This is a genomic window from Pseudomonas sp. Irchel 3A7 (genome assembly GCF_900187565.1).
Lineage (GTDB): Bacteria > Pseudomonadota > Gammaproteobacteria > Pseudomonadales > Pseudomonadaceae > Aquipseudomonas.
In genome coordinates this window covers 1-19,410 of the sequence record NZ_FYED01000005.1, presented here as the reverse complement: position 1 = coordinate 19,410, position 19,410 = coordinate 1, and the positions used below count along the sequence as shown (strand labels likewise).

14 protein-coding genes and 2 pseudogenes are annotated in these 19,410 nt (G+C 59.2%); 8 read left to right on the top strand and 8 right to left on the bottom strand.

Features of this window, described 5'->3' with window-relative positions:
* Positions 1–180 precede the first annotated feature (180 nt).
* Positions 181–1,563, bottom strand: a complete 1,383-nt coding sequence (locus CKW21_RS09470) for a carbohydrate porin (protein WP_095193721.1) — start codon at positions 1,561–1,563, stop codon at positions 181–183.
* A 369-nt stretch (positions 1,564–1,932) separates the two neighbouring features.
* On the opposite strand from CKW21_RS09470, the gene CKW21_RS09465 reads away from it, so the two are divergent.
* Positions 1,933–2,163: a VF530 family DNA-binding protein gene (locus CKW21_RS09465; protein WP_095193720.1), complete on the top strand. Its 231-nt coding sequence runs from the start codon at positions 1,933–1,935 to the stop codon at positions 2,161–2,163.
* 2 nt (positions 2,164–2,165) lie between these two features.
* The gene (locus CKW21_RS09460; RefSeq protein ID WP_095193719.1) at positions 2,166–2,819 is read left to right on the top strand and encodes a Pr6Pr family membrane protein; all 654 of its coding nucleotides are present in this window, start codon (positions 2,166–2,168) and stop codon (positions 2,817–2,819) included.
* 104 nt (positions 2,820–2,923) lie between these two features.
* On the opposite strand, the gene CKW21_RS09455 is transcribed toward CKW21_RS09460, so the two are convergent.
* Positions 2,924–3,715, bottom strand: coding sequence for a siderophore-interacting protein (locus CKW21_RS09455; protein ID WP_095193718.1), 792 nt, complete (start codon positions 3,713–3,715; stop codon positions 2,924–2,926).
* Positions 3,712–4,287: a PadR family transcriptional regulator gene (locus tag CKW21_RS09450; RefSeq protein WP_095193717.1), complete on the bottom strand. Its 576-nt coding sequence runs from the start codon at positions 4,285–4,287 to the stop codon at positions 3,712–3,714. Before CKW21_RS09450 ends, CKW21_RS09455 begins: the two co-directional genes overlap by 4 nt.
* Positions 4,288–5,122: 835 nt before the next feature.
* Here CKW21_RS09450 and CKW21_RS32270 point away from each other — a divergent pair.
* Positions 5,123–5,479 (top strand): annotated as a pseudogene (locus CKW21_RS32270) (pilus assembly protein PapC); the annotation flags it as partial.
* A gap of 63 nt (positions 5,480–5,542) precedes the next feature.
* Here the strand turns inward: CKW21_RS32270 and CKW21_RS32265 are convergent.
* Positions 5,543–5,989: pseudogene (locus tag CKW21_RS32265) on the bottom strand (dermonecrotic toxin domain-containing protein); the annotation flags it as partial.
* Between the two features lie 190 nt (positions 5,990–6,179).
* Positions 6,180–9,293: a transglycosylase domain-containing protein gene (locus tag CKW21_RS09440; protein ID WP_095193716.1), complete on the bottom strand. Its 3,114-nt coding sequence runs from the start codon at positions 9,291–9,293 to the stop codon at positions 6,180–6,182.
* Positions 9,294–9,972: 679 nt separating this feature from the next.
* Here CKW21_RS09440 and CKW21_RS09435 point away from each other — a divergent pair.
* Positions 9,973–11,394, top strand: coding sequence for an amino acid permease (locus CKW21_RS09435; protein ID WP_095193715.1), 1,422 nt, complete (start codon positions 9,973–9,975; stop codon positions 11,392–11,394).
* Positions 11,395–11,457: 63 nt separating this feature from the next.
* Here CKW21_RS09435 and CKW21_RS09430 read toward each other — a convergent pair whose 3' ends face one another.
* Positions 11,458–12,582: an OpgC family protein gene (locus CKW21_RS09430; protein WP_095193714.1), complete on the bottom strand. Its 1,125-nt coding sequence runs from the start codon at positions 12,580–12,582 to the stop codon at positions 11,458–11,460.
* Between the two features lie 246 nt (positions 12,583–12,828).
* Here CKW21_RS09430 and CKW21_RS09425 point away from each other — a divergent pair, with 246 nt between their 5' ends.
* Genes CKW21_RS09425 through CKW21_RS09415 form a run of 3 tightly spaced genes read left to right on the top strand, consistent with a single transcriptional unit; the run spans position 12,829 to position 15,651 of the window.
* Positions 12,829–13,203: a GtrA family protein gene (locus CKW21_RS09425; protein ID WP_095193713.1), complete on the top strand. Its 375-nt coding sequence runs from the start codon at positions 12,829–12,831 to the stop codon at positions 13,201–13,203.
* A complete protein-coding gene (locus CKW21_RS09420; protein ID WP_095193712.1) occupies positions 13,200–14,141 on the top strand; it encodes a glycosyltransferase family 2 protein in 942 nt (313 codons plus the stop codon). The genes CKW21_RS09425 and CKW21_RS09420 overlap by 4 nt, the downstream gene beginning before the upstream one ends.
* A 1-nt stretch (position 14,142) precedes the next feature.
* Positions 14,143–15,651, top strand: a complete 1,509-nt coding sequence (locus tag CKW21_RS09415; protein WP_095193711.1) for a glucosyltransferase domain-containing protein — start codon at positions 14,143–14,145, stop codon at positions 15,649–15,651.
* A gap of 24 nt (positions 15,652–15,675) precedes the next feature.
* Here CKW21_RS09415 and CKW21_RS09410 read toward each other — a convergent pair whose 3' ends face one another.
* Together CKW21_RS09410 and CKW21_RS09405 are read right to left on the bottom strand one after the other, a co-directional pair.
* The gene (locus CKW21_RS09410; RefSeq protein WP_095193710.1) at positions 15,676–17,295 is read right to left on the bottom strand and encodes an FMN-binding glutamate synthase family protein; all 1,620 of its coding nucleotides are present in this window, start codon (positions 17,293–17,295) and stop codon (positions 15,676–15,678) included.
* A 166-nt stretch (positions 17,296–17,461) separates the two neighbouring features.
* Positions 17,462–18,262, bottom strand: coding sequence for a LuxR C-terminal-related transcriptional regulator (locus CKW21_RS09405; protein ID WP_095193709.1), 801 nt, complete (start codon positions 18,260–18,262; stop codon positions 17,462–17,464).
* Between the two features lie 119 nt (positions 18,263–18,381).
* On the opposite strand from CKW21_RS09405, the gene CKW21_RS09400 reads away from it, so the two are divergent.
* On the top strand, positions 18,382–19,203 hold the full coding sequence (locus tag CKW21_RS09400; RefSeq protein ID WP_095193708.1) for a carbon-nitrogen hydrolase family protein: 822 nt from the start codon (positions 18,382–18,384) through the stop codon (positions 19,201–19,203).
* Positions 19,204–19,410 lie beyond the last annotated feature (207 nt).

The window sequence follows — 19,410 nt, the reverse complement described above, 5'->3', positions numbered from 1 at the left end:
GCGCAGGTTCACTGTAGATGATGATCCTGTGTGGGCATGGTTCAGCTAAAAGGTGTTCTGTCGATGCGGTCCCTTGTGGGAGCGAGCCTGCTCGCGAAGGCGGTGTGTCATCCGACGCTGATGTTGGATGTGATGGCCGCTTCGCGAGCCGGCTCGCTCCCACAGGTTTTTGCGTAATTCTTAGAACGACGACTGGATCTTGATCCCGCCAATCAGCTCATCGTCGACCTGGTCCACGCCACCGGGGTGGCGGATGTATTGCAGGTTCGGGCGCACGGTCAGCCAATTCGTGACGTGCACGCCGTAATAGAGTTCGGCGCTGTATTCGGTGTCCTGGGGCGGCAGGAACGACGGATCGTCGTAGTCGAAAACGGCGTGGGCCTGGTTGGTCGCCTCGGCGTTCTTGCGATAGGCCGGGTTGACGTGGACGCGGGCCAGGGCGAAGCCGATGTCGTCATTGGCGCGTGCATCGAACAGACCTTTGTAGACGACACCGGCCTGGACGTAGTTGTCGATGGCGTTGGTCTTCTTGTCGTGCATCGTGCCGTTGGCGAACACGCTCAAACCCCGGCTGTGATCGCTGGCGACGCTGGTGATTTGCTGCTGGATGCCGAGCCACACACCGTGCTTGCTCGACGCGCTGCGGTAAGCCTCGCCACTCAGGGCGGCGGGCTGGCCATGGCTATCCTTGTAGACGTCGGTGGCATTGGCGTTGCTGTAGTAATAACCGGCGCGGTATTCCCCCGGCAGGCCGTCGAACTTCGGCGTCCACACCACTTCCACCGGTAGGATCGCGCCCTGGGTGCCGCTGCCGCTGAGCTTGAAGCCGTTGTCGCGATCCAGATTCGACGGGTTTTGCTCATAGGCACCGACCTGTGCGTACAGTTCAGGCGTCAGGTGATATTTGATCCGCAGCGCCCACTGGCTGACCGGCCAGTTGTACCAGATGTCACCGACCCAGTTGCCCACCTGGGAGCCGCAGAACGCCAGGTTCTGGAAGTCGCAGGGGAAGCTGTTGAAGTCTTCGCCCTCGCCAAAACGGCCGACCTTGATGTCCAGCTTCTGGTCGAAAAACTTCTGCTGGTACCACATCTGCGTCAAGCGCCAGGTCTGGCCGCGCCCCCAGACTTCCTGGGCCGAGGTGAAACCGCCGACTCGCGGATCGTTGATGCGGTCGTTGCTGATGTTGTTGCCACTGCGCTCGGTAATGGTCAGCTGAAACTCCGCGTCGTCCCAGCCCAGGATCTTCTGCAAATCCAGATGCGTGCCGAAGCCGAACTGGTCGCTGTAGCGCGCCGTCCGGTCATGGTCGTAGCCGCCGTGCAGATTGCTACCCATTTCACCGGTGTAGTCGACCTTGAAGTCGTAGCCTTTCTTCGCCAGTTCGCTGCGCGTGCCGTTCCCGTCACCGAGCATCCAGGGTGAGTTGTTATCGAAGGCCGGGGTGGCCTGGACGCAGGTGGCGAGACTCAATGCGGTGAATCCGCCGATGAGGCTCAGGGATTTTTGACGAATGACAGGCGTAAAGACAGCGCTGTCTTTCAAGGTTTGCAAATCGGGCATTCTTGATCTTTTTCTGGGGAATGAACGGAAACAGCAGAACTGAAGGTGTTGGCGGAAGCGTTTCAGCTAAAGCGTGCGCAAGGATAATGTTCTGTTACAAATAGAGAAAGGGCTTTTACAGACATGCATCGTTTCGGATTTGGTAACAGTGAGGCGGATGACTGCTGTCCACTGTGGGAGCGAGCCTGCTCGCGAAGGGGGTGAACGATAACGCGTGAGTCCAGATGCCAAGCCGCATCATTGGTTTCTTCGCGAGCAGGCTCCCACAGAGTTGTCGCGGTTCACCTACATTTAATAGACCGCTTCCCCCCAACGAAGCCCTCGGCTAAGGTGCGCGGCTTCCCATTCCTACATCGCTGAAGGCCCGGCATGACCGAACAGACCCACGACCCGCTGCACGGCGTCACCCTGGAGCAAATCCTCAACGCCCTGGTTGAACACTACGAATGGTCGGGGCTGGCCGAGCGCATCGACATCCGCTGCTTCAAGAGTGACCCGAGCATCAAGTCGAGCCTGACGTTCCTGCGCAAAACCCCATGGGCGCGGGAGAAGGTCGAGCGCTTGTACGTGAAGTTGATGCGCACCAAGCGTCCGCTCTGAATATGGTCAAACAGTCAGTCGCGCGACGTCGATATGTTGCCGTGGCCGCCATCCTTGGCTGGGCCGGATTGAGCATTCAGCTGTACCTGATTTTCTACTCGCGCTGGACTCTGGCCGCCAGCCTGTTGGGCGGGCTGGTGAGCTTCTTCAGCTACTTCACCGTGCTGACCAATACCCTGGTGGCGACCGTTCTGACCTGTGAACTGACGTCCCGCGAATCGGCCGCACGGCGCTGGTTTTTACAGCCGTGGGTCAGCAGTGGCATTGCCGTGAGCATCGCCGTGGTCGGCATTGCCTACAGCCTGTTGCTGCGCCATCTATGGCATCCCGAAGGCTGGCAATGGCTGGCCGATGAGTTGCTGCATGACGTCATGCCGCTGCTGTTTCTGGTCTATTGGTGGTGCTGGGTGTCCAAGGGGACGTTGCGGCTGCGGCATGTCGCGCTGTGGCTGATTTATCCGCTGGTGTACTTCGGCTATGCGTTGTTGCGCGGGCATCTGCTGGCGACTTACCCGTACCCGTTCATTGATGTGGATAAACTGGGTTATCCACAGGTGTTTATCAATGCGGGTGGGATGTTGGTGGGGTTTGTGGTGATTGCTCTGTTGATGATCGGGGTTGATCGCTGGCGTGGTGGCAAAGGCATGGAGTTGTAGCGTTTGTAGCATCGCCTTCGCGAGCAGGCTCGCTCCCACATTGGATCAGCGTACACCGGCCCCTTGTGGGAGCGAGCCTGCTCGCGAAGGGGCTAGTGAGGAAGTTACTCCTCGTCGCTGTCACCCATCCGCCAGTAGCCCACCGCTTTGACGAATTGATCATCAAGGCCATGTTCATCCAGCAACACCCGGCGAATCTGCCGCGATACCTTGCTCTCGGTCGCAACCCAGGCATACAGGCTGCCGGTCGGAACCTTGACCTGGCGCACGGTGGTCAGCAAATGATCCTTGCCGCCTTCGCGCAGCACCCAGATCACATTGACCTGGGCAGCGCTCTCCAGCGCTTGTTGTTCCTTGCCGTTCTCCACTTCCACAATCACCAGCGCGCGCCGATTGGCCGCCAGGCCTTCCAGGCGGCGGGCGATGGCGGGCAGGGCGGTTTCGTCGCCGATCAGCAGGTAGCTGTCGAAAATGTCCGGCACGATCATCGAACCCCGTGGCCCGCCGATGTGCAGGAACTGGCCGGGTCTGGCCTGTTCGGCCCAGGTCGAGGCCGGGCCGTCGCCATGGAGCACGAAGTCGATGTCCAGCTCCCGTTTTTCCAGGTCGTAGCGGCGCGGGGTGTAGTCGCGCATTGGCGGCATTGCCCCGTCATTCTTGCCGGCGCCCAGTACCAGGTTTTCCAGCGCGGCAGCCTGTTCGGCGTTCTGCGGGAACAGCAGCTTGACGTGATCATCCGTGCCCAGACTGACGAAGCCCGCAAGCTCCGGCCCACCCAGGGTGATCCGACGCATGCGCGGGGTCAGATCGACTACACGCAGGACTTGCAGGCGACGTCGTTTGATTTCATGCATCACACGGTGAATGGTTTGGGTCGGGTCGATGATCTCGGTCATTCGGCGCTCTCCTGAACAGGCGTCACGGCGGGGCCGTCGACGATGGCTTTGGCGGTGTTGTTGAGCAGGTCGCGTACCCGCAGGATTTCTTCCGGGCTCCAGCGACCGTGGTGCATTTGCAAGGCATGGCGCAGGTTATGCACCGCTTCATGGATCTCCGGCGGGCGGTCATGGCCGCGCAATGAGCGCTTGCTGACTTCGATGCGCATGCGCACGCCATCCAGCGCGATCGCCTGCTCGATCAACGAATGCCGTCCGGCGTCGGTCACGCTGTAGCGTTTTTTCCCGCCCTCGGCATCGCCCAGGATCATTTCGCTTTCTTCCAGAAACGTCAGGGTCGGATAGATCACGCCGGGACTGGGGCTGTACGCGCCATCGAACATGCCTTCGATCTGGCGGATCAGGTCGTAGCCATGGCAGGGCTGCTCGGCGATCAGCGCCAGCAGCAGTAATTTCAGATCGCCGGGAGCAAATACTCGCGGGCCTCGACCGCCGCGTTCACGGCCGTGGCGTTTCTCGAAGCCGTCACGGCTGTCGCCGTGCTCGCGGTGGGGGGAATAATGGTCTCTCATTGGCTGCGTGCTCTCGTCGTATTTAGATACAACGTAAGATATATCTTGCGTGCGAAGCAAGACTTTTGTTGAGAATGAATTACATTTGGCGACGAATGGCGGTTGGCAGGGCGACGAAAATCCTGATTCCAGCCATGCATTCCATTTTTTATTTTTCGACTCGATCGCAAACTTGAAAGTTAAAGCCATCACTCTATTTAATTGGAGCTAATATTCTAAAGAAGGCTCATGTTCCCGTATTCAGTCGTCGAGATTGCTGTATGGTTTTTAACTGAAAACTGTATGTAAGGTAGAACTTACAGCTGCTGTTTTGTTTTTCTGTTATTCATTCTTTTTTCTTTCCGCTTGCGAAGTAGTTGAACTACGCGATCGTCGGAAGTTGCCTGCTTACTTTCCAGGTCGAACAGTCGATCATGCCCCGGCGTTGAAAGTCCAAACCAACACAACCTTTGGGTAGGCGTTGTTTGAACTTTCAATGAACCGATCCTTTAAAGAAAACAGGTACTGAACGATGTTCAAGAAAATTGCAATCGCTGCCCCACTGGCTGTTCTGGCTTTGAGCTCCTCCGTGGCATTTGCCGCCGGTGAAGCCCGTCACTCCATCAGCCTGGTCGCCCATGTACCGACCAATGGTTTCTATGTGGTGCCGACTGACGCCGACCTGGTCAACAAGGATCAGGACATGAGCTTCAGCCCGATCACCGGCACCATGAAACCGGTTGTAGGCTTCTTCGACGTGCGCAACACCAACGGTTCGGTTCATGGCTATCTGGAAGGTGTGCCGAAGCTGGTCGGCGGCGCGAGCATCATCGATCTTAAAGTCGAGTTCAACAACAACTACTTGCTGCATCCCCGGGTGATCCTCGGGCTGTCGACACGTCAGGTTCGGGAAAAGCTGCAATACGGCACCTCCATTGACTGGACCCTGGCCAACAGCACCAGTATGTACGCCAACTTCTACCAGACCGAAGACCACGGCACCGGGCTCGATCTGCAAGGCCTGTACAACTATGGCGCCGGCAGCCTGGTGATCAGTCACAACCGCAGCTGGCTGGATACCACCAACACCTACGACACCCTGCCGGACGGCACGCGCATTCGTCAGCGCAACGTGTTCACCGGGCAGACCAGCAATTCCTCGCTGGCGCTGAATCACCGCGTCAGCCGTAACAGTTCGATCAACGCCCGGGTTGACATCGAAGTGCCCGTTTGCATCGGGCTTGCTGATGTAATCCGAATCGGCGGTAAAGGTTTCGGACGCTGCAAAATTGTGCAGTGCCGCATCCAGCAAGGACACCGTTCGACTGGAATAGCCCGGTTGCATGTCAATGACATACCAAGGCGTTTTTTTCGGGAAGTAAAGACGCAAGTAAGTGGACCGTACATCCACGTCGATTTTATGTGTTTCTTTAAGCCTGGCTTTTAGTAAGGGTTCAGCGAAAGCATAAATATCCAGTACCTTTCCGAACGTCTGATCTGCCTGGTTTTGTGCTTCCCAGGCTTGCAGGTTGGCGGTTTTCAGTGAGTCGTGGCCGGCGGCGCCATACCAGTTCTGGACTGCCAGAGGTGTTGTATTCAGTACTCGCGCACGATCCGGGGAAGCTTTTTTGAATTGAGGGCTGATGGCGCTTTTGATGCGTTCGTAATGACGTCCTTTATTTGTTTCCGCAACAGAAGGGATTATGGGGTTCAAGTTTGGCATCGTTATTTATCTGGCGTAGTTGAAAGATAAATAGCGTATCGCCCGGGGCTTAAATAAAAAGCCGGAATTGTTCGTGGGTTATTTCATGTTTATTAGGCGGGGTGTTTTTGATTTTGAATATAAGCGATAAATAATTATGGCCCACAAACGGCCAGATAACGCTATGGCGCTGCCCTGTCGGCCAGCACCCTCAGCGTCGCACCATTTCAATCGGCAGGCACTGCGTATGAGTACCCGGTTGCAAGTAGGGGTTGAGAATCGGTGCCATGCCCTTGAGCACTTGCACGGGCAGTGCGGAAGTGAAGGTGAAACTCTCGGCGCTGCGCCCTGGTACGAAGGCGGTGAGGGTGCCGAAGTGGGTATCGCCGATGTAGAACACGAAAGTTGCCGTGCGGTTGATCGACTTCGAACTCAGAATGCGCCCGCCGGAACCGATCGCTTCGATGCGGTTATCGCCGGTGCCGGTCTTGCCGCCCATGGCCAGGGTTTTGCCATCTGGCGTAATGAAAGTCCCGGCCACCCGCCTGGCGGTACCGGCATCCACCACCTGGGAAAGGGCCTCGCGCAAGGCCGTGGCGACCTCGGACGGCATCACCCGTTTGCCCACATCCGGGTCATTGATCAGCTTGGTTTCATACGGCGTGTTCGCCGCGAAGTGCAGGCTGTCGATACGCAGCGTCGGCATGCGCACGCCGTCGTTGAGAATGGTGCCGATGAGCTCGGCGAGGGCGGCGGGGCGGTCGCCGGAGCTGCCGATGGCGGTGGCCAGCGATGGCACCAGATGGTCGAACGGGTAGCCGACTTTCTGCCAGCGCTGATGAATGTCGAGGAACGCCTCGATCTCCAGCATGGTGCGGATACGGTTGTCGCGGGCGCCCTTGTGCCGGCTCTTGAACAGCCAGCTGTAGACTTCCTGGCGCTCGAACTGGCTGGCCTTGACGATGTCCTTGAACGTGGCATCGGGGTGATTGAGCAGGTAGCCCATCATCCACAGGTCCAGCGGGTGCACCTTGGCGATGAAGCCCTGGTCCGGCAGGTCGTAGGTGCCGGGGCCGTAGGCCAGATAGAGTCGTTCAAGGCGTTCGTCGGTGAGTTTTTCGGTGAGCTTGGTCCCCGTGAGGTGCGAGCGCACGAAGGTGTTGAAGCTTTGCTGACTGGCTTGGGGCAGCAAGTAACGGTGCACGGCGGCCATGCGGATCGGCGTCGGGCGCATGCCATCGAGGAAGGTTTCGAGTCGCGCCTGGGTGTCCTTGTTTTTGTACTTCTTCCAGAATTTCAGCAGGAACGACGTACCCTCGCGGTCGGCGAAGGAGGCCAGGTATTCCTGACGCCGTGGATCGCGATCGTCCTTGAGCAGTTCGGCGCTGCTGTTGGGGCCTGAATAAGTGGTGTAGCGCACCAGGTCACGCATCAGGCGAATGAACGGCAGGTTGATCGACTCCCGAATGGCATCGCGCAGGGTCGGCAAGCGGCCGTTGTCTTCCTTGCGGAAGTTATTGAACGTGTGCAGACCACCGCCGGTGAAAAACGCTTCGCCGGGGCTGGCCGAGTATTTGCGGTCCAGTGCGGCGCTGAGCAGGGGCGGCAGGCTGCGGTCTTTGTTCTGGATCAGATAATCGACAACCCAGCGGCTCAGGCGATCCTGCTCCGGCACCTCGACTTTCTTCAATTCCGGAACGGTCATGCCGGCATATTTGTCGTGTATTTCGGCAATGATTTGCAGGTAGGTGGTGAGCACGCGCATTTTCGCCGTGGAGCCCAATTCCAGTTTGCTGCCTTCATTGATGTCGAACGGCTGATCGGTGCTGTCGGTCTGCACCCGAACCCGCGAGCCGTCCGGGGTCAGCTCGAAGAGGGTGAAGCTGTAACGCACCTGGGTGGTGCTGGTGGGGGTCAGCAAGCGTTCGCCCATCAGGCCGATCTCTGTTGCAAAGGCCGGATCGGCCAGGCGCTTGAGGTAGGCGGTGGCCTGGGTTTGCAGGTCACCCTGCAGGGTGCTGGTGGCCGAGAGATCGAGGCGGTCGAGGTCGTACAGCGGACGGTTGAGCAACCCGGCCAGGCGACTGCGTGCCACGCTGATGCCCTTGTTGGTTTCGATCGGTTGAATGGTCGGCTGGGTCAACCAGTCGCGATACGTGACCTTGCTGGCCAGTGCCGCATCGGCGAAAGGCTTATCGATCACGCCGTTCTGCGCCAGCAGGCGAATATGGCTGTCGGTAAGACTGGCCAGTTCCTCGCGGCCCTTGGTCAGGTAATGGGAAGGTCGGCGCTGGGCGATCATCAATGACAACATTTCGCGCAGGGCCAGACCTTTTTCCGCCAGACTCTGTGGATCCGTCGCGTTGCTGGCCAGGCGTTCATTGGCCTGGTTGAAGTCGGCGCCGTACCAGACGCGCAAACCCTCGGCCATGCCGTGCACTTCGCCGTGACCCGGCACCGCCGACAGAGGCACGCTGTTGAGGTAATCGCGCACCACATTCTGCCGGGCCTTGAGCGTTTCCGGCCCATCCTGATAGGCGCGCACGCTGGCGGAAATCATCTGGCGGATTTTCTCCCCGCCCGACGCTGTCAAGCCATCGGGCGAGTGCCGGTACTTCTCAAGCTGCGTCGCCAGGGTGCTGCCGCCTGCCGATTGGCCGGGCAGGTGCAACATCTTGGCAACCTGGGTATAGGCCGCCATGCCGAACCGCGGCCAGTCCACGGCCGGGTTGGCCAGGGGCTGGCGCGGGTCGAGCAGGAAGCGGTTTTCGATGAACAGCAAGCTGTTGACCACCACCGGCGGGATCGACTCAAAGCTGGAATAAAGCTGTTGCGGGTAGTTGAACTGGTACAGCGGCGCCGCCTTGCAATCGGTGATCGACAACCCGGCCTGGATCTTTTCCGCATAGGGCACGAACAAGCCCTTGTCGGTATAGTTCATCAGCTCCGGGGAAAAGCGGGTCTGGGCGGAAATCACGTAATCACGCTTGAGCAAGCGCGGCAGGAACTCGCCCAGGGAGCTGTAGCCCAGGCGCAGATCGAACGGCCCGGCGCCCGGGTAGTGAATCGCATCGCTGGGACCGGGTTTGAGCTCATAACTCAGGGTCTTGGCAAACTTGCTGACCTCCCGGGCCTGAAATCGGGAGGTGCGCATCTCCTTGGACGCCGCCAGACCCACGACGACCGCAATAATCAGCAGCAACAACCAGAAAGCCTTCCAGCCGTGTCGGCTACGGCGGGGTTTTTCAGGTAAAGGCGCTTCTTCATCCACTCGTTCAGTCGGGACCACAGTTTTACTCGAATCGGTTTGCCATAAAGCGCCCATAGTCGACTGATCCATTCACGCAGATTGATCGGACTTGTCTGAAGCTTAGTCGGTGGTTGGCGATGGTGAAAAAATTGTGAAGGCCCAATCATCGTGGATCCACTTTGATCGGTGGCTGGCAGGATGGAGGGAGAGGCGGCGGGCTTCCTGTATAGGTGGATTCATCTGTGGCGAGGGGATATCCCCGTTCGGCTGCGCAGCAGTCGTAAATCAGAAAAAACCAATCTATCTGGATGGACGCAGGGGGCCGCTTCGCGACCCAACGGGGATGAATCCCCTCGCCACAGGGCACCTCGTCACCATTATGTAGTGAGTTGCTCTGAAACGGCTGGGCTAGACATGTCGACGGGTAAACCAATGCCAAGCGGTGGGAATGACGCTGCACCAACACCTTGCAATACTCGGCGCCGCTTTAAATAGCGAAAAATCCTACAAAATCCAGTCAATCTATCTCCAAAAATCCCTGTTTTATCGAGAAGTACGCCTGAATTTTGTGGTTTATAGAGTGAAAACATCTATCGTCAGCTTTTTATACTGCACACCCCGCTGATCTCGCAGGTTCCCCCCTGTCAGACGGTTCCGCCCACAAAGCAGGACCGGTTACGGGAAGCCATGGCTTATCAGCCAGCGCTTCAACACTCGGTGGTCATATCCAATAACAAGACGAGGTTGTACCCCTATGCCAACAGGCAATCACTTGCCCCAGGGCGAGACCGCTCAGGGCGGCCCGCTCAAACGCGAACTCGGTGAACGGCATATCCGCCTGATGGCGCTCGGTGCCTGTATCGGTGTCGGTCTGTTTCTCGGTTCGGCCAAGGCCATTGAAATGGCTGGCCCGGCCATCATGCTCTCCTACATCATCGGTGGTCTGGCGATCCTGGTGATCATGCGCGCCCTTGGCGAGATGGCCGTGCACAACCCGGTTGCCGGATCGTTCAGCCGTTATGCCCAGGACTATCTCGGCCCGCTGGCGGGTTTCCTGACGGGTTGGAATTACTGGTTTTTGTGGCTGGTGACCTGTGTCGCGGAGATCACTGCCGTGGCGGTGTACATGGGCGTCTGGTTCCCCGACGTACCGCGCTGGATCTGGGCGCTCGCCGCGTTGGTCAGCATGGGCTCGATCAACCTGATCGCGGTCAAGGCGTTCGGTGAGTTCGAATTCTGGTTCGCCCTGATCAAGATCGTCACCATCATTGCCATGGTGTTGGGCGGTATCGGCATCATTGCCTTTGGTTTCGGCAACGACGGTGTGGCGTTGGGGATTTCCAACCTCTGGTCCCACGGCGGCTTCATGCCCAACGGCGTGCAAGGCGTGTTGATGTCCCTGCAAATGGTCATGTTCGCCTACCTCGGTGTCGAGATGATCGGCCTGACCGCCGGTGAAGCGAAGAACCCGCAGAAGACCATTCCCAATGCGATCGGCTCGGTGTTCTGGCGGATTCTTCTGTTTTACGTCGGTGCGTTGTTCGTCATCCTGTCGATCTACCCGTGGAACGAAATCGGCACCCAGGGCAGTCCGTTTGTGATGACCTTCGAGCGCCTTGGCATCAAGACCGCCGCCGGCATTATCAATTTCGTGGTGATCACCGCGGCGCTGTCGTCGTGCAACGGTGGCATCTTCAGCACCGGGCGCATGCTCTACAGCCTGGCGCAGAATGGCCAGGCCCCGGCAGGCTTCGCCAAAACCTCGAGCAACGGCGTGCCGCGTCGCGCGTTGCTGCTGTCGATCGGCGCCTTGTTGTTGGGCGTGTTGCTCAACTATCTGGTGCCTGAGAAAGTCTTCGTCTGGGTGACGGCGATTGCCACCTTCGGGGCGATCTGGACCTGGGTGATGATCCTGCTGGCCCAGCTCAAGTTCCGCAAAGGTTTGACTGCCAGTGAGCGCGCCGGCCTGAAATACCGCATGTGGTTGTACCCGCTCAGCTCGTATCTGGCGTTGGCGTTTCTGGTGCTGGTGGTTGGCCTGATGGCGTACTTCCCGGATACCCGTGTGGCGCTGTATGTCGGCCCGGCATTCCTGGTGCTGCTGACGGTGTTGTTCTATGTGTTCAAGCTGCAGCCGACCAATGCATCGCAGGGTGCGGTGCGTTCGGCTTCGTAGGTTGAAAGAGCTGTTGTGGCGAGCGAGCTTGCTCGCCACAAAGGTTTGTAAATTTTACTGCTATCAAGCGGGCGCGCTTTGCAAGGGTCGATTCAACCGCTTGTTGAACTCCAGCCACGCCCCCAGCAACGCCATCAACCCGGCGCCCACCAACGCAGTAAAGATCTGCATGGCAAACGCGTCGTCGGTCAGGGCGTTGAGCATGTCCGCCAGCGGCGCGAGCAATACGCCCAGGCAGAAGATCTCCAGCGAAAAACGTCCCATGCGGCAGCTTTGCTGTGCCAGCCAGGTTTGTGTCCAGCCGGTATCAGGCAGCAGTTTCGCCGTGACGTAGGCCAGCGCCAGGAAGTGCAGCAGGCGCACGGGCGACAGGTTGGTCTTGCTGATCGGGTACAGCAGATTGCTCAGGCTGGCCGGCATCAGCGCGTCGTGAATCTGCGGCCAGCGCCACGCAACGGTCAACACCCCGGCAACGACGACGTACACCGCCGCGGTCATGAATAATGGCTGGCGCAGTAACGATCGAGTGTCAGGCAGGCGTGGGCGCTGGGCACGAATCGCGGCGGCACCGCCCAACACAAACAGCAGCTGCCAGGCGACCGGGTTGAAGTACCACACGCCATCCTTGATCGCAGCCAGGTTCCAGCCGAACAGCGGCACCATCAGGTACACCGCCAGCGACATGGCCACCACCACCCAAGGCTTGCGCACCAGCATCGGCAACGCCAGTGGCAACCCGGCCAGCAGCACGATGTACAGCGGCAACGGGTCCATCAGGTTCGGCTTGAAGCGCAGCAAGAGTTCATCGATCAACGCCTGCTGAGGGTCGCTGATGAAGTGGTGCATGCCCATTTCCTCTACCAGGTCGCGGGTTTCCACATGGCTGTTGGCGAAGAACACGATGCCCATCAGCATCGCCAGCAGGAAGATGTGCACCACATAGAGCACCCAGGCACGCCGCAGGATTTTCACACAGGCGATCAGAAAGCCTTCCCGGGCCAGTACTTTGCCGTAGGCCAGCACGGCGGCATAGCCGGCCAGGAACACGAAGACTTCGGCGGCATCGCTGAAGCCGAAGTTGCGCAGGGTGATCTGGCCCAAAGGGTTGTGGGGCACGTGATCCCAGAAAATGAAGATCAGTGCCAGGCCGCGAAAAAAATCGATCCGGTGATCGCGCGCTATCGTCATGACGGCAAGCTCGTAAACAGGTGTTGAACAAAAGGAGTAGCCGGAGGCGCGCACGGTTGCCCGCCGCACATCGGCGGCGCGCAGGGTGGCCCGATTCGCCGGCAATTGCAAAGGCGGGGTATTACGGGATGTTGACGGGGCGTTTAACCGCTGGTCTGAAAGGTGCTCATGCCTGCGATTTCTGACAGCAGACGAGCTCAAATACTTATGGGGAAGTACAACGTCGTCCAGCACAGGATTGTCAGTATGAGGCGGTTGTGGAGGGGCTTTTCCAGTTACACGGTGATCGGGGTTGCCAACACCCTTATTCACTGGCAGATCTTTTTCCTGCTGAGCGTCGCAGCAGGCCTGCGACAGGCTGTCAGCAATCTGGCGGCGTTTTGCGTTGCCGCCTCGTTTTCCTTCTACATGAATGCGCTCTACACCTTTGACAGCAAGGCGTCGGTCGGCGGCTATCTGTTGTTCATGGCAGCGATGGGGGCGTTGAGCTATGGCGTCGGCCATGCCGGTGACTTGTGGCGGTTGCACGGTTTGCTGACCGTGGCGTTGTTTTCGGCGTTGAGCCTGGTATTGGGTTTCCTGTTTTCCAAGTACGTGGTCTTTCGCGAGCGTAATACATGAAGATCTCGCTCATCGTTCCGGTGTTCAACGAAGAACAGGCGATCGATGTGTTTTATCAGGCCGTGCGGCGAGAGCTGAAACTCGACGATGGCGACGTGGAAATCGTCTTCATCAACGACGGCAGCACCGACCTGACGGCAGAGCGCGCCACGGCCCTGGCGCAAGCGGACGATCAGGTCATGCTGATCAATTTTTCCCGCAACTTCGGCAAGGAGCCGGCGCTGTTTGCCGGTCTGGAGTACGCCACCGGCGACGCGGTGATTCCGATGGATGTCGACCTGCAGGACCCGATCAGCGTGATCCCGCGACTGATCGAACAATGGCGCAACGGTGCGGATGTGGTATTGGCCAAACGCAAGGATCGTCATGCCGACAGCTATCTGAAACGCCACAGCGCGTCGTTGTTTTACCACCTGTTGAATCGCATTTCGTACACCCGGATCGAAGAGAACGTCGGGGACTTCCGCCTGATGGACCGCAAGGTGGTCGATGTGATCCGTACCCTGCCCGAGCATCAATTGTTCATGAAAGGCGTGCTGTCCTGGGCCGGGTTCAACACGGTGGTGGTGGAGTACGAGCGAGCCCCGCGCGTGACGGGGAAAAGCAAGTTCAATGGCTGGAAACTGTGGAACCTGGCGCTGGAGGGCGTGACGTCATTCAGCACCGTGCCGTTGCGTTTGTGGACCTACGTCGGTGGCGGGATTTCGATCTTCGCCGTGCTGTATGCGGTGTACATGGTGCTGGACAAAATTTTCAACGACAACAGCGTGCCCGGTTACCCCTCATTGATGACCGCCATTCTGTTTCTCGGCGGCGTGCAACTGATCGGGATCGGCATCCTGGGGGAGTACATCGGGCGGATCTACATAGAGGCCAAGCACCGGCCGCGCTATGTGGTCAAAGACATTGTCGGCGGCAAACCGCGGCGTGAGCCTTAGTATGGGCAGGTTCAGCGATTTTTTCGTCAAGGAGATGGGGCGTCGCCAAGCCTGGCTGTTTTTTCTGCTGGCGACCTTTGTGTATGTCGTGCCGCTGATCCTCGCGGATTATCCCTACATCGATGACAACTGGCGTTCGCTCTCGGCCGGCATGGCCTGGGCGGAGCAGGGGCGGTTGTTCACCCAGTTGTTCTACAACGCGCTGACCTTCACCGATGCGGCACCGAATATCTTTCCGTTGCCGTTGTTGATCGCCATCGTGGCCATGTCCTCGGCACTGACCAGCCTGACGTTTCATTATTTTCGTCAGCCGACCATCGCTTGTTGCCTGGTGCTGTTGCCGCTCTGGTACAACCCGTTCCTCCTGCAGAACCTGTCCTACCAATACGACGGCGCGCCCATGGCTTTGAGCCTGGTGGCGGTGATCTACGCCATTACGTTTCGCCATCCTTCGCGCAACATGCAATGGCTGGTGCCTTCGTTTCTGATTGCGCTGGCACTGGGGCTGTATCAGATCAGTCTGAATGTGTTTCTCGGGCTGTGCTGTCTGGAGCTGCTCAGGGCTGCCGAGGAAAAAATGCCCTGGCCTGAGTGGGGCGCCTTGATCGGCTGGAAGCTTGCCCAGGTGCTGTTGGGGTGGCTGATTTACTGCGCCACGGCCTATCCGTTCCTGGGCCAGAATCGTACGTTGCTACTCAACTGGTCGGCGCAGCCCCTGCTGCAAATCGATATCAATATCGGCCGGGTGCTGGAAAAAGTCATGCTGCTGTTACATGGCGGATTTATCTGGGTGTTCGCCGTGTTGCTGTTTTGCGCCATTGCCGGGGCAGCTCTGTTGGGAAAGAACATCGTGGGGCGCAAGGAGAGCGTGCCGAAGCGGTTGTCGATCGGCCTGCTGTGCGTGCTGACAGTACCGCTGGTGTTGCTGTTGGTGTCGGGTGTGGCGTTGATCTTTCGCGACTTCAACGAGGGCGCCCGGACCCTGATGGGATTTGCGGTGCTGCTGGTGCTGCTGTTCTATTTGAGCCATCTGGCGATGGCGTCAGTGCATGAACGATTGCCGCTGCTGTTGCTGGTGCCGCTGTTGGCGATGCTGTCGTTGTCGTTTGCCTACGGTCGGGTACTGACGGTGCAGAAGACCTTCGCCAACAGCGCGCTCTTCAGCCTTGAGCGCGATATCAGCAACCATCGCGCCTTGCGCGAAGCCAAGCGTATTTACATGTCAGTGACCTATTCCGATTACTGGTTGCTGGGGGCCGCCGGTTCGTTCAAGCAGCTGCCGGTACTGCACTATCTGCTGAACATCGACTTCTACATGCTGGCGGAAAACCTGCCCAAGGTAGGCATCACCAACGTGGTCGCGGAGCGGGAGCGGCGCAATGCAACGCGGGTGGGTTATCAGAACTTTTCACCGGTGGTGGAGAGCCCTTACTACCGGATTTACTTGCTGGGTGATTACGGTTTCATCGTCATGAAAGAACCGGCCCCGATCAAATCGCTTCGTTGGTGAAGCGGCTGGCCGGGGCCGTCAGCGTCAGGCGGCGACCACTTCGTTTGGCTCGAAACTGTCCGCCCGCGCCATCTGCCACATCCGCGAGTAGAACTCGCCATTCACTTCCCCGGTCAGCAACTCCCCAGGCTTGAGGAACACGTGCAACTGCGAGAACAGTTTGATCTCGGTTGCCGACATGCGCCGCACCAGGTGCTTGGCCGATAACTGAGAGGGGTGTTCAAGGCCGGCGGCCGCCAGCATTTCCGCCAGGCCCTTGAGGGTGTTGCGGTGGAAGTTGTAGACGCGCTGGGCCTTGTCCGGCACCACCAGCGCGCGCTGGCGCAGGGTGTCCTGGGTGGCGACGCCGGTCGGGCATTTGTTGGTGTGGCAGCTCTGCGACTGGATGCAACCGATGGCGAACATGAAGCCGCGCGCCGAGTTGGCCCAGTCGGCACCGATGGCCAGGACGCTGGCGATGTCGAAGGCGCTGACGATCTTGCCGCTGGCGCCGAGTTTGATTTTGTCCCGCAGGTTCAGGCCCACCAGGGTGTTGTGCACGAACAGCAACCCTTCGCGCATCGGCACGCCGATGTGGTCGGTAAACTCCACGGGGGCGGCACCGGTGCCGCCTTCCTTGCCGTCGATCACGATGAAGTCCGGGAGGATGCCGGTTTCCAGCATGGCCTTGGCGATGCCCATGAACTCCCACGGATGACCGAGGCAGAACTTGAAGCCTACCGGTTTACCGCCGGACAACTCACGCAGCTGCTGGATGAAATGCATCATCTCGATCGGCGTGGAAAACGCGCTGTGCCGCGACGGAGAAATGCAGTCTTCGCCCATGTTGATGCCACGTGTGTCGGCGATTTCCTGGGTGACCTTGTGCTTGGGCAGGATCCCGCCATGACCAGGCTTGGCACCCTGGCTCATCTTGATTTCGATCATTCGCACTTGCGGGGTTCGCGCCTGTGCCGCGAAGCGTTCCGGGTCGAAGCGGCCGTCGGCGGTGCGACAGCCGAAATAGCCGCTGCCCAGTTCCCACGTCAGGTCGCCACCGTGTTCGCGGTGATAGGGGCTGATGCTGCCTTCGCCGGTGTCGTGGGCGAAGTTGCCGAGTTTGGCGCCCTGGTTCAACGCACGGATGGCGTTGGCGCTGAGCGAGCCAAAGCTCATGGCGGAGATGTTGAACACCGAGGCGGAGTACGGCTGGGTGCATTGCGGGCCGCCGACCGTGACCCGGAAACCGCTGGTGTCACTCAAGGGCGCCGGGCGCATGGAGTGGCCGATGAATTCGAAGCCCGACTGGTAGACATCGATCAAGGTACCGAAGGGCTTGTCGGCGCTTTCATTCTTGGCTCGGGAATAGACCAGCGAACGCTGGGCGCGGGAAAAGGGCAGGGCATCGCTATCCGACTCGAGCAGGTACTGGCGGATTTCCGGGCGAATGCCTTCAACCAGGTAGCGGATGTTGCCGAGGATCGGGTAGTTGCGCCGTACCGCGTGGGGGCTTTGCAGCAAGTCGCCTATGCCGATCAGGCTGAGCACGCCGGTGATGGCGGTGAAAGGCCAGAGCCAGTCGTGTTCGAGGAAAGGCAGGCTGGCGAGGGTGAATATCACGCAGACGGCAAAGAAGGCGTAGCGGCTCAGGAGTGACAGGCTCATACGGTTTCCTTGGGTTCGGACTCGGTTGCAGGGGGCATGGAGATCCCTGTGGGAGCGGGCTTGCCCGCGATGGCGTGGTGTCAGTCGAATAATTTATTGCTGAAAGGTCGCTATCGCGGGCAAGCCCGCTCCCACAGTAAAAAGCAAAGATCATTCCCCCAGGATTTCAGGCATTTTGTGCCTGGAGAAAAATCGAAAACAGCTCGGACTGGGACTTGATCCCCAGCTTGCTGTACATGTGTTTCTTATGGACTTTCACGGTTTCTATCGAGATTTCCAGTTTGCGGGCGATTTCCTTGCTGGAGCAGCCACTGAGCATCAGGCGCCCGACATCCAGCTCCCGGGCAGTCAATTGCGCGCCCTTGAGTTGTTGTACCGAGGCTTCCAGCTGTACCCGCCAATCGCCTTGTACCGGCGCAGGCGCCAGGGCCACGACTTCGTTGATCTCGTACGGCAGGCGCTGGCGCAGCAGGCCCAGCACCCACGGCGCAATCAGCGACAGCAAGGCAATCTGCTGCGCGCTGAAACGCTGCTTGCTGCCCAGGGACAGGCACAGCGTGCGGTCGCCTTCGAGCTGGCAATTAAACTGGATTTCGTCGGCCACGACATTCACACGAAAGTATCGTTGATAGTACTCGGTGAGTTCGAAATGCTCCGGCGCCACTTCCGATAAACGATACAAACCCGTGCGCGACTGCTCGCGGCAGGCGATGTAGAACGGATCGAGCAGGTACAGCCCGCGCAGGTAATCCTGGAACAACTGATCGGGGCTGCCGTCGATGCCCGGGCATTCGGCGAACACTTGCGGGTGCTGGTCGGCGCTGAACAGCAACGCAACCCAACTGTCGCAGGGCACATATTGATCCAGCAATCGGACAAGCTGCGTCCAGAAGTTGGGCTTGTCCAGGGCGTCGATCAGTTGCCCCACCGAACGGTGCCAGGCGATGTCGTCCAACGAGAGTGTCATGCATCTACCCCTATCGTGTTACCCCAGCGGCGTGATTTCCGGGCCGCCCGCTTGCTGCGCATACTGGCGCACAGACAGCGACCGGGCAATCTTTCCGGCGTTCAGAACAAGGACTACCCATGAAAGTCGAACTCGCCCAATTGGCGGGCCGTGACAACGACACGGCTTACAACCTCGAACGCTCCCTGGCGGCCATCAATGCCTGCGCTGCCGATACGCAGCTGATCATGTTTCCGGAAAGCCACTTGATGGGGTTCCCGTCGGCCGAGTCCGTGGCCGAGGTCGCCGAACCGCTGAACGGCCCGACCGTCAGCGCGATTGTCACCGCCGCCCGTGAACGCAACATCGCCGTGGTCATCGGTACTGCCGAGAACGACAGCGGCCGTTTCTATAACACCACGCTGCTGATCACCCCCGAAGGCATAGCGCTGAAGTATCGCAAGACCCACCTGTGGGCGTCGGATCGCGGCGTCTTTGAAGCGGGCGATCGCTACGCCACTTGCCTGTGGAACGGCGTGCGTGTCGGCCTGCTGATTTGCTACGACATCGAATTCCCGGAAACCGCCCGCGCCCTGGCGCAACTGGGTGCCGAGTTGCTGCTGGTGACCAACGGCAACATGGACCCCTACGGCCCGACCCACCGCACCGCAATCATGGCCCGCGCCCAGGAAAACCAGGCGTTTGCGCTGATGGTCAACCGGGTGGAAGAGGGTGACGGCGGTTTGCTGTTTGCCGGCGGCAGTGCGCTGGTGGATCCGCTGGGCACGCTGTTGTTCGAGGCCGGGCGCGAGGAGGGGCGGTTTGCGGTGGAACTGGACCTGAGCCGGTTGACGGCGGCGCGCCAGGATTATCGGTACCTGGATGATCAGCGGCTGAAGTTGCCCGGCGAATTGATTGAGCATGCCAGTGGACTGCGGGAGTTGGTGATTCCTGCGCGTTGATCGGGATTTTCTGTCGCCCGGGCTGACGCCATCGCTGGCAAGCCAGCTCCCACAGGGATCTTGGGCGTTCACAAAACCCATGTGGGAGCAACTGTCTTCACCCTGCCATTCGTCACCGCCATTCGGTGCCGTCTCTCAGCATGGCATTCAGCCTGATCAGCAGTACCCGCATGCAGGCGATGAGCGCGACTTTCGCGCTCTTGCCTC

Coding starts and splice junctions, on each gene's coding strand:
- CKW21_RS09470 (WP_095193721.1), bottom strand. CDS start 1,563: ATGCCCGATTTGCAAACCTTGAAAGACAGCGCTGTCTTTACGCCTGTC.
- CKW21_RS09465 (WP_095193720.1), top strand. CDS start 1,933: ATGACCGAACAGACCCACGACCCGCTGCACGGCGTCACCCTGGAGCAA.
- CKW21_RS09460 (WP_095193719.1), top strand. CDS start 2,166: ATGGTCAAACAGTCAGTCGCGCGACGTCGATATGTTGCCGTGGCCGCC.
- CKW21_RS09455 (WP_095193718.1), bottom strand. CDS start 3,715: ATGACCGAGATCATCGACCCGACCCAAACCATTCACCGTGTGATGCAT.
- CKW21_RS09450 (WP_095193717.1), bottom strand. CDS start 4,287: ATGAGAGACCATTATTCCCCCCACCGCGAGCACGGCGACAGCCGTGAC.
- CKW21_RS09440 (WP_095193716.1), bottom strand. CDS start 9,293: ATGGGCGCTTTATGGCAAACCGATTCGAGTAAAACTGTGGTCCCGACT.
- CKW21_RS09435 (WP_095193715.1), top strand. CDS start 9,973: ATGCCAACAGGCAATCACTTGCCCCAGGGCGAGACCGCTCAGGGCGGC.
- CKW21_RS09430 (WP_095193714.1), bottom strand. CDS start 12,582: ATGACGATAGCGCGCGATCACCGGATCGATTTTTTTCGCGGCCTGGCA.
- CKW21_RS09425 (WP_095193713.1), top strand. CDS start 12,829: ATGAGGCGGTTGTGGAGGGGCTTTTCCAGTTACACGGTGATCGGGGTT.
- CKW21_RS09420 (WP_095193712.1), top strand. CDS start 13,200: ATGAAGATCTCGCTCATCGTTCCGGTGTTCAACGAAGAACAGGCGATC.
- CKW21_RS09415 (WP_095193711.1), top strand. CDS start 14,143: ATGGGCAGGTTCAGCGATTTTTTCGTCAAGGAGATGGGGCGTCGCCAA.
- CKW21_RS09410 (WP_095193710.1), bottom strand. CDS start 17,295: ATGAGCCTGTCACTCCTGAGCCGCTACGCCTTCTTTGCCGTCTGCGTG.
- CKW21_RS09405 (WP_095193709.1), bottom strand. CDS start 18,262: ATGACACTCTCGTTGGACGACATCGCCTGGCACCGTTCGGTGGGGCAA.
- CKW21_RS09400 (WP_095193708.1), top strand. CDS start 18,382: ATGAAAGTCGAACTCGCCCAATTGGCGGGCCGTGACAACGACACGGCT.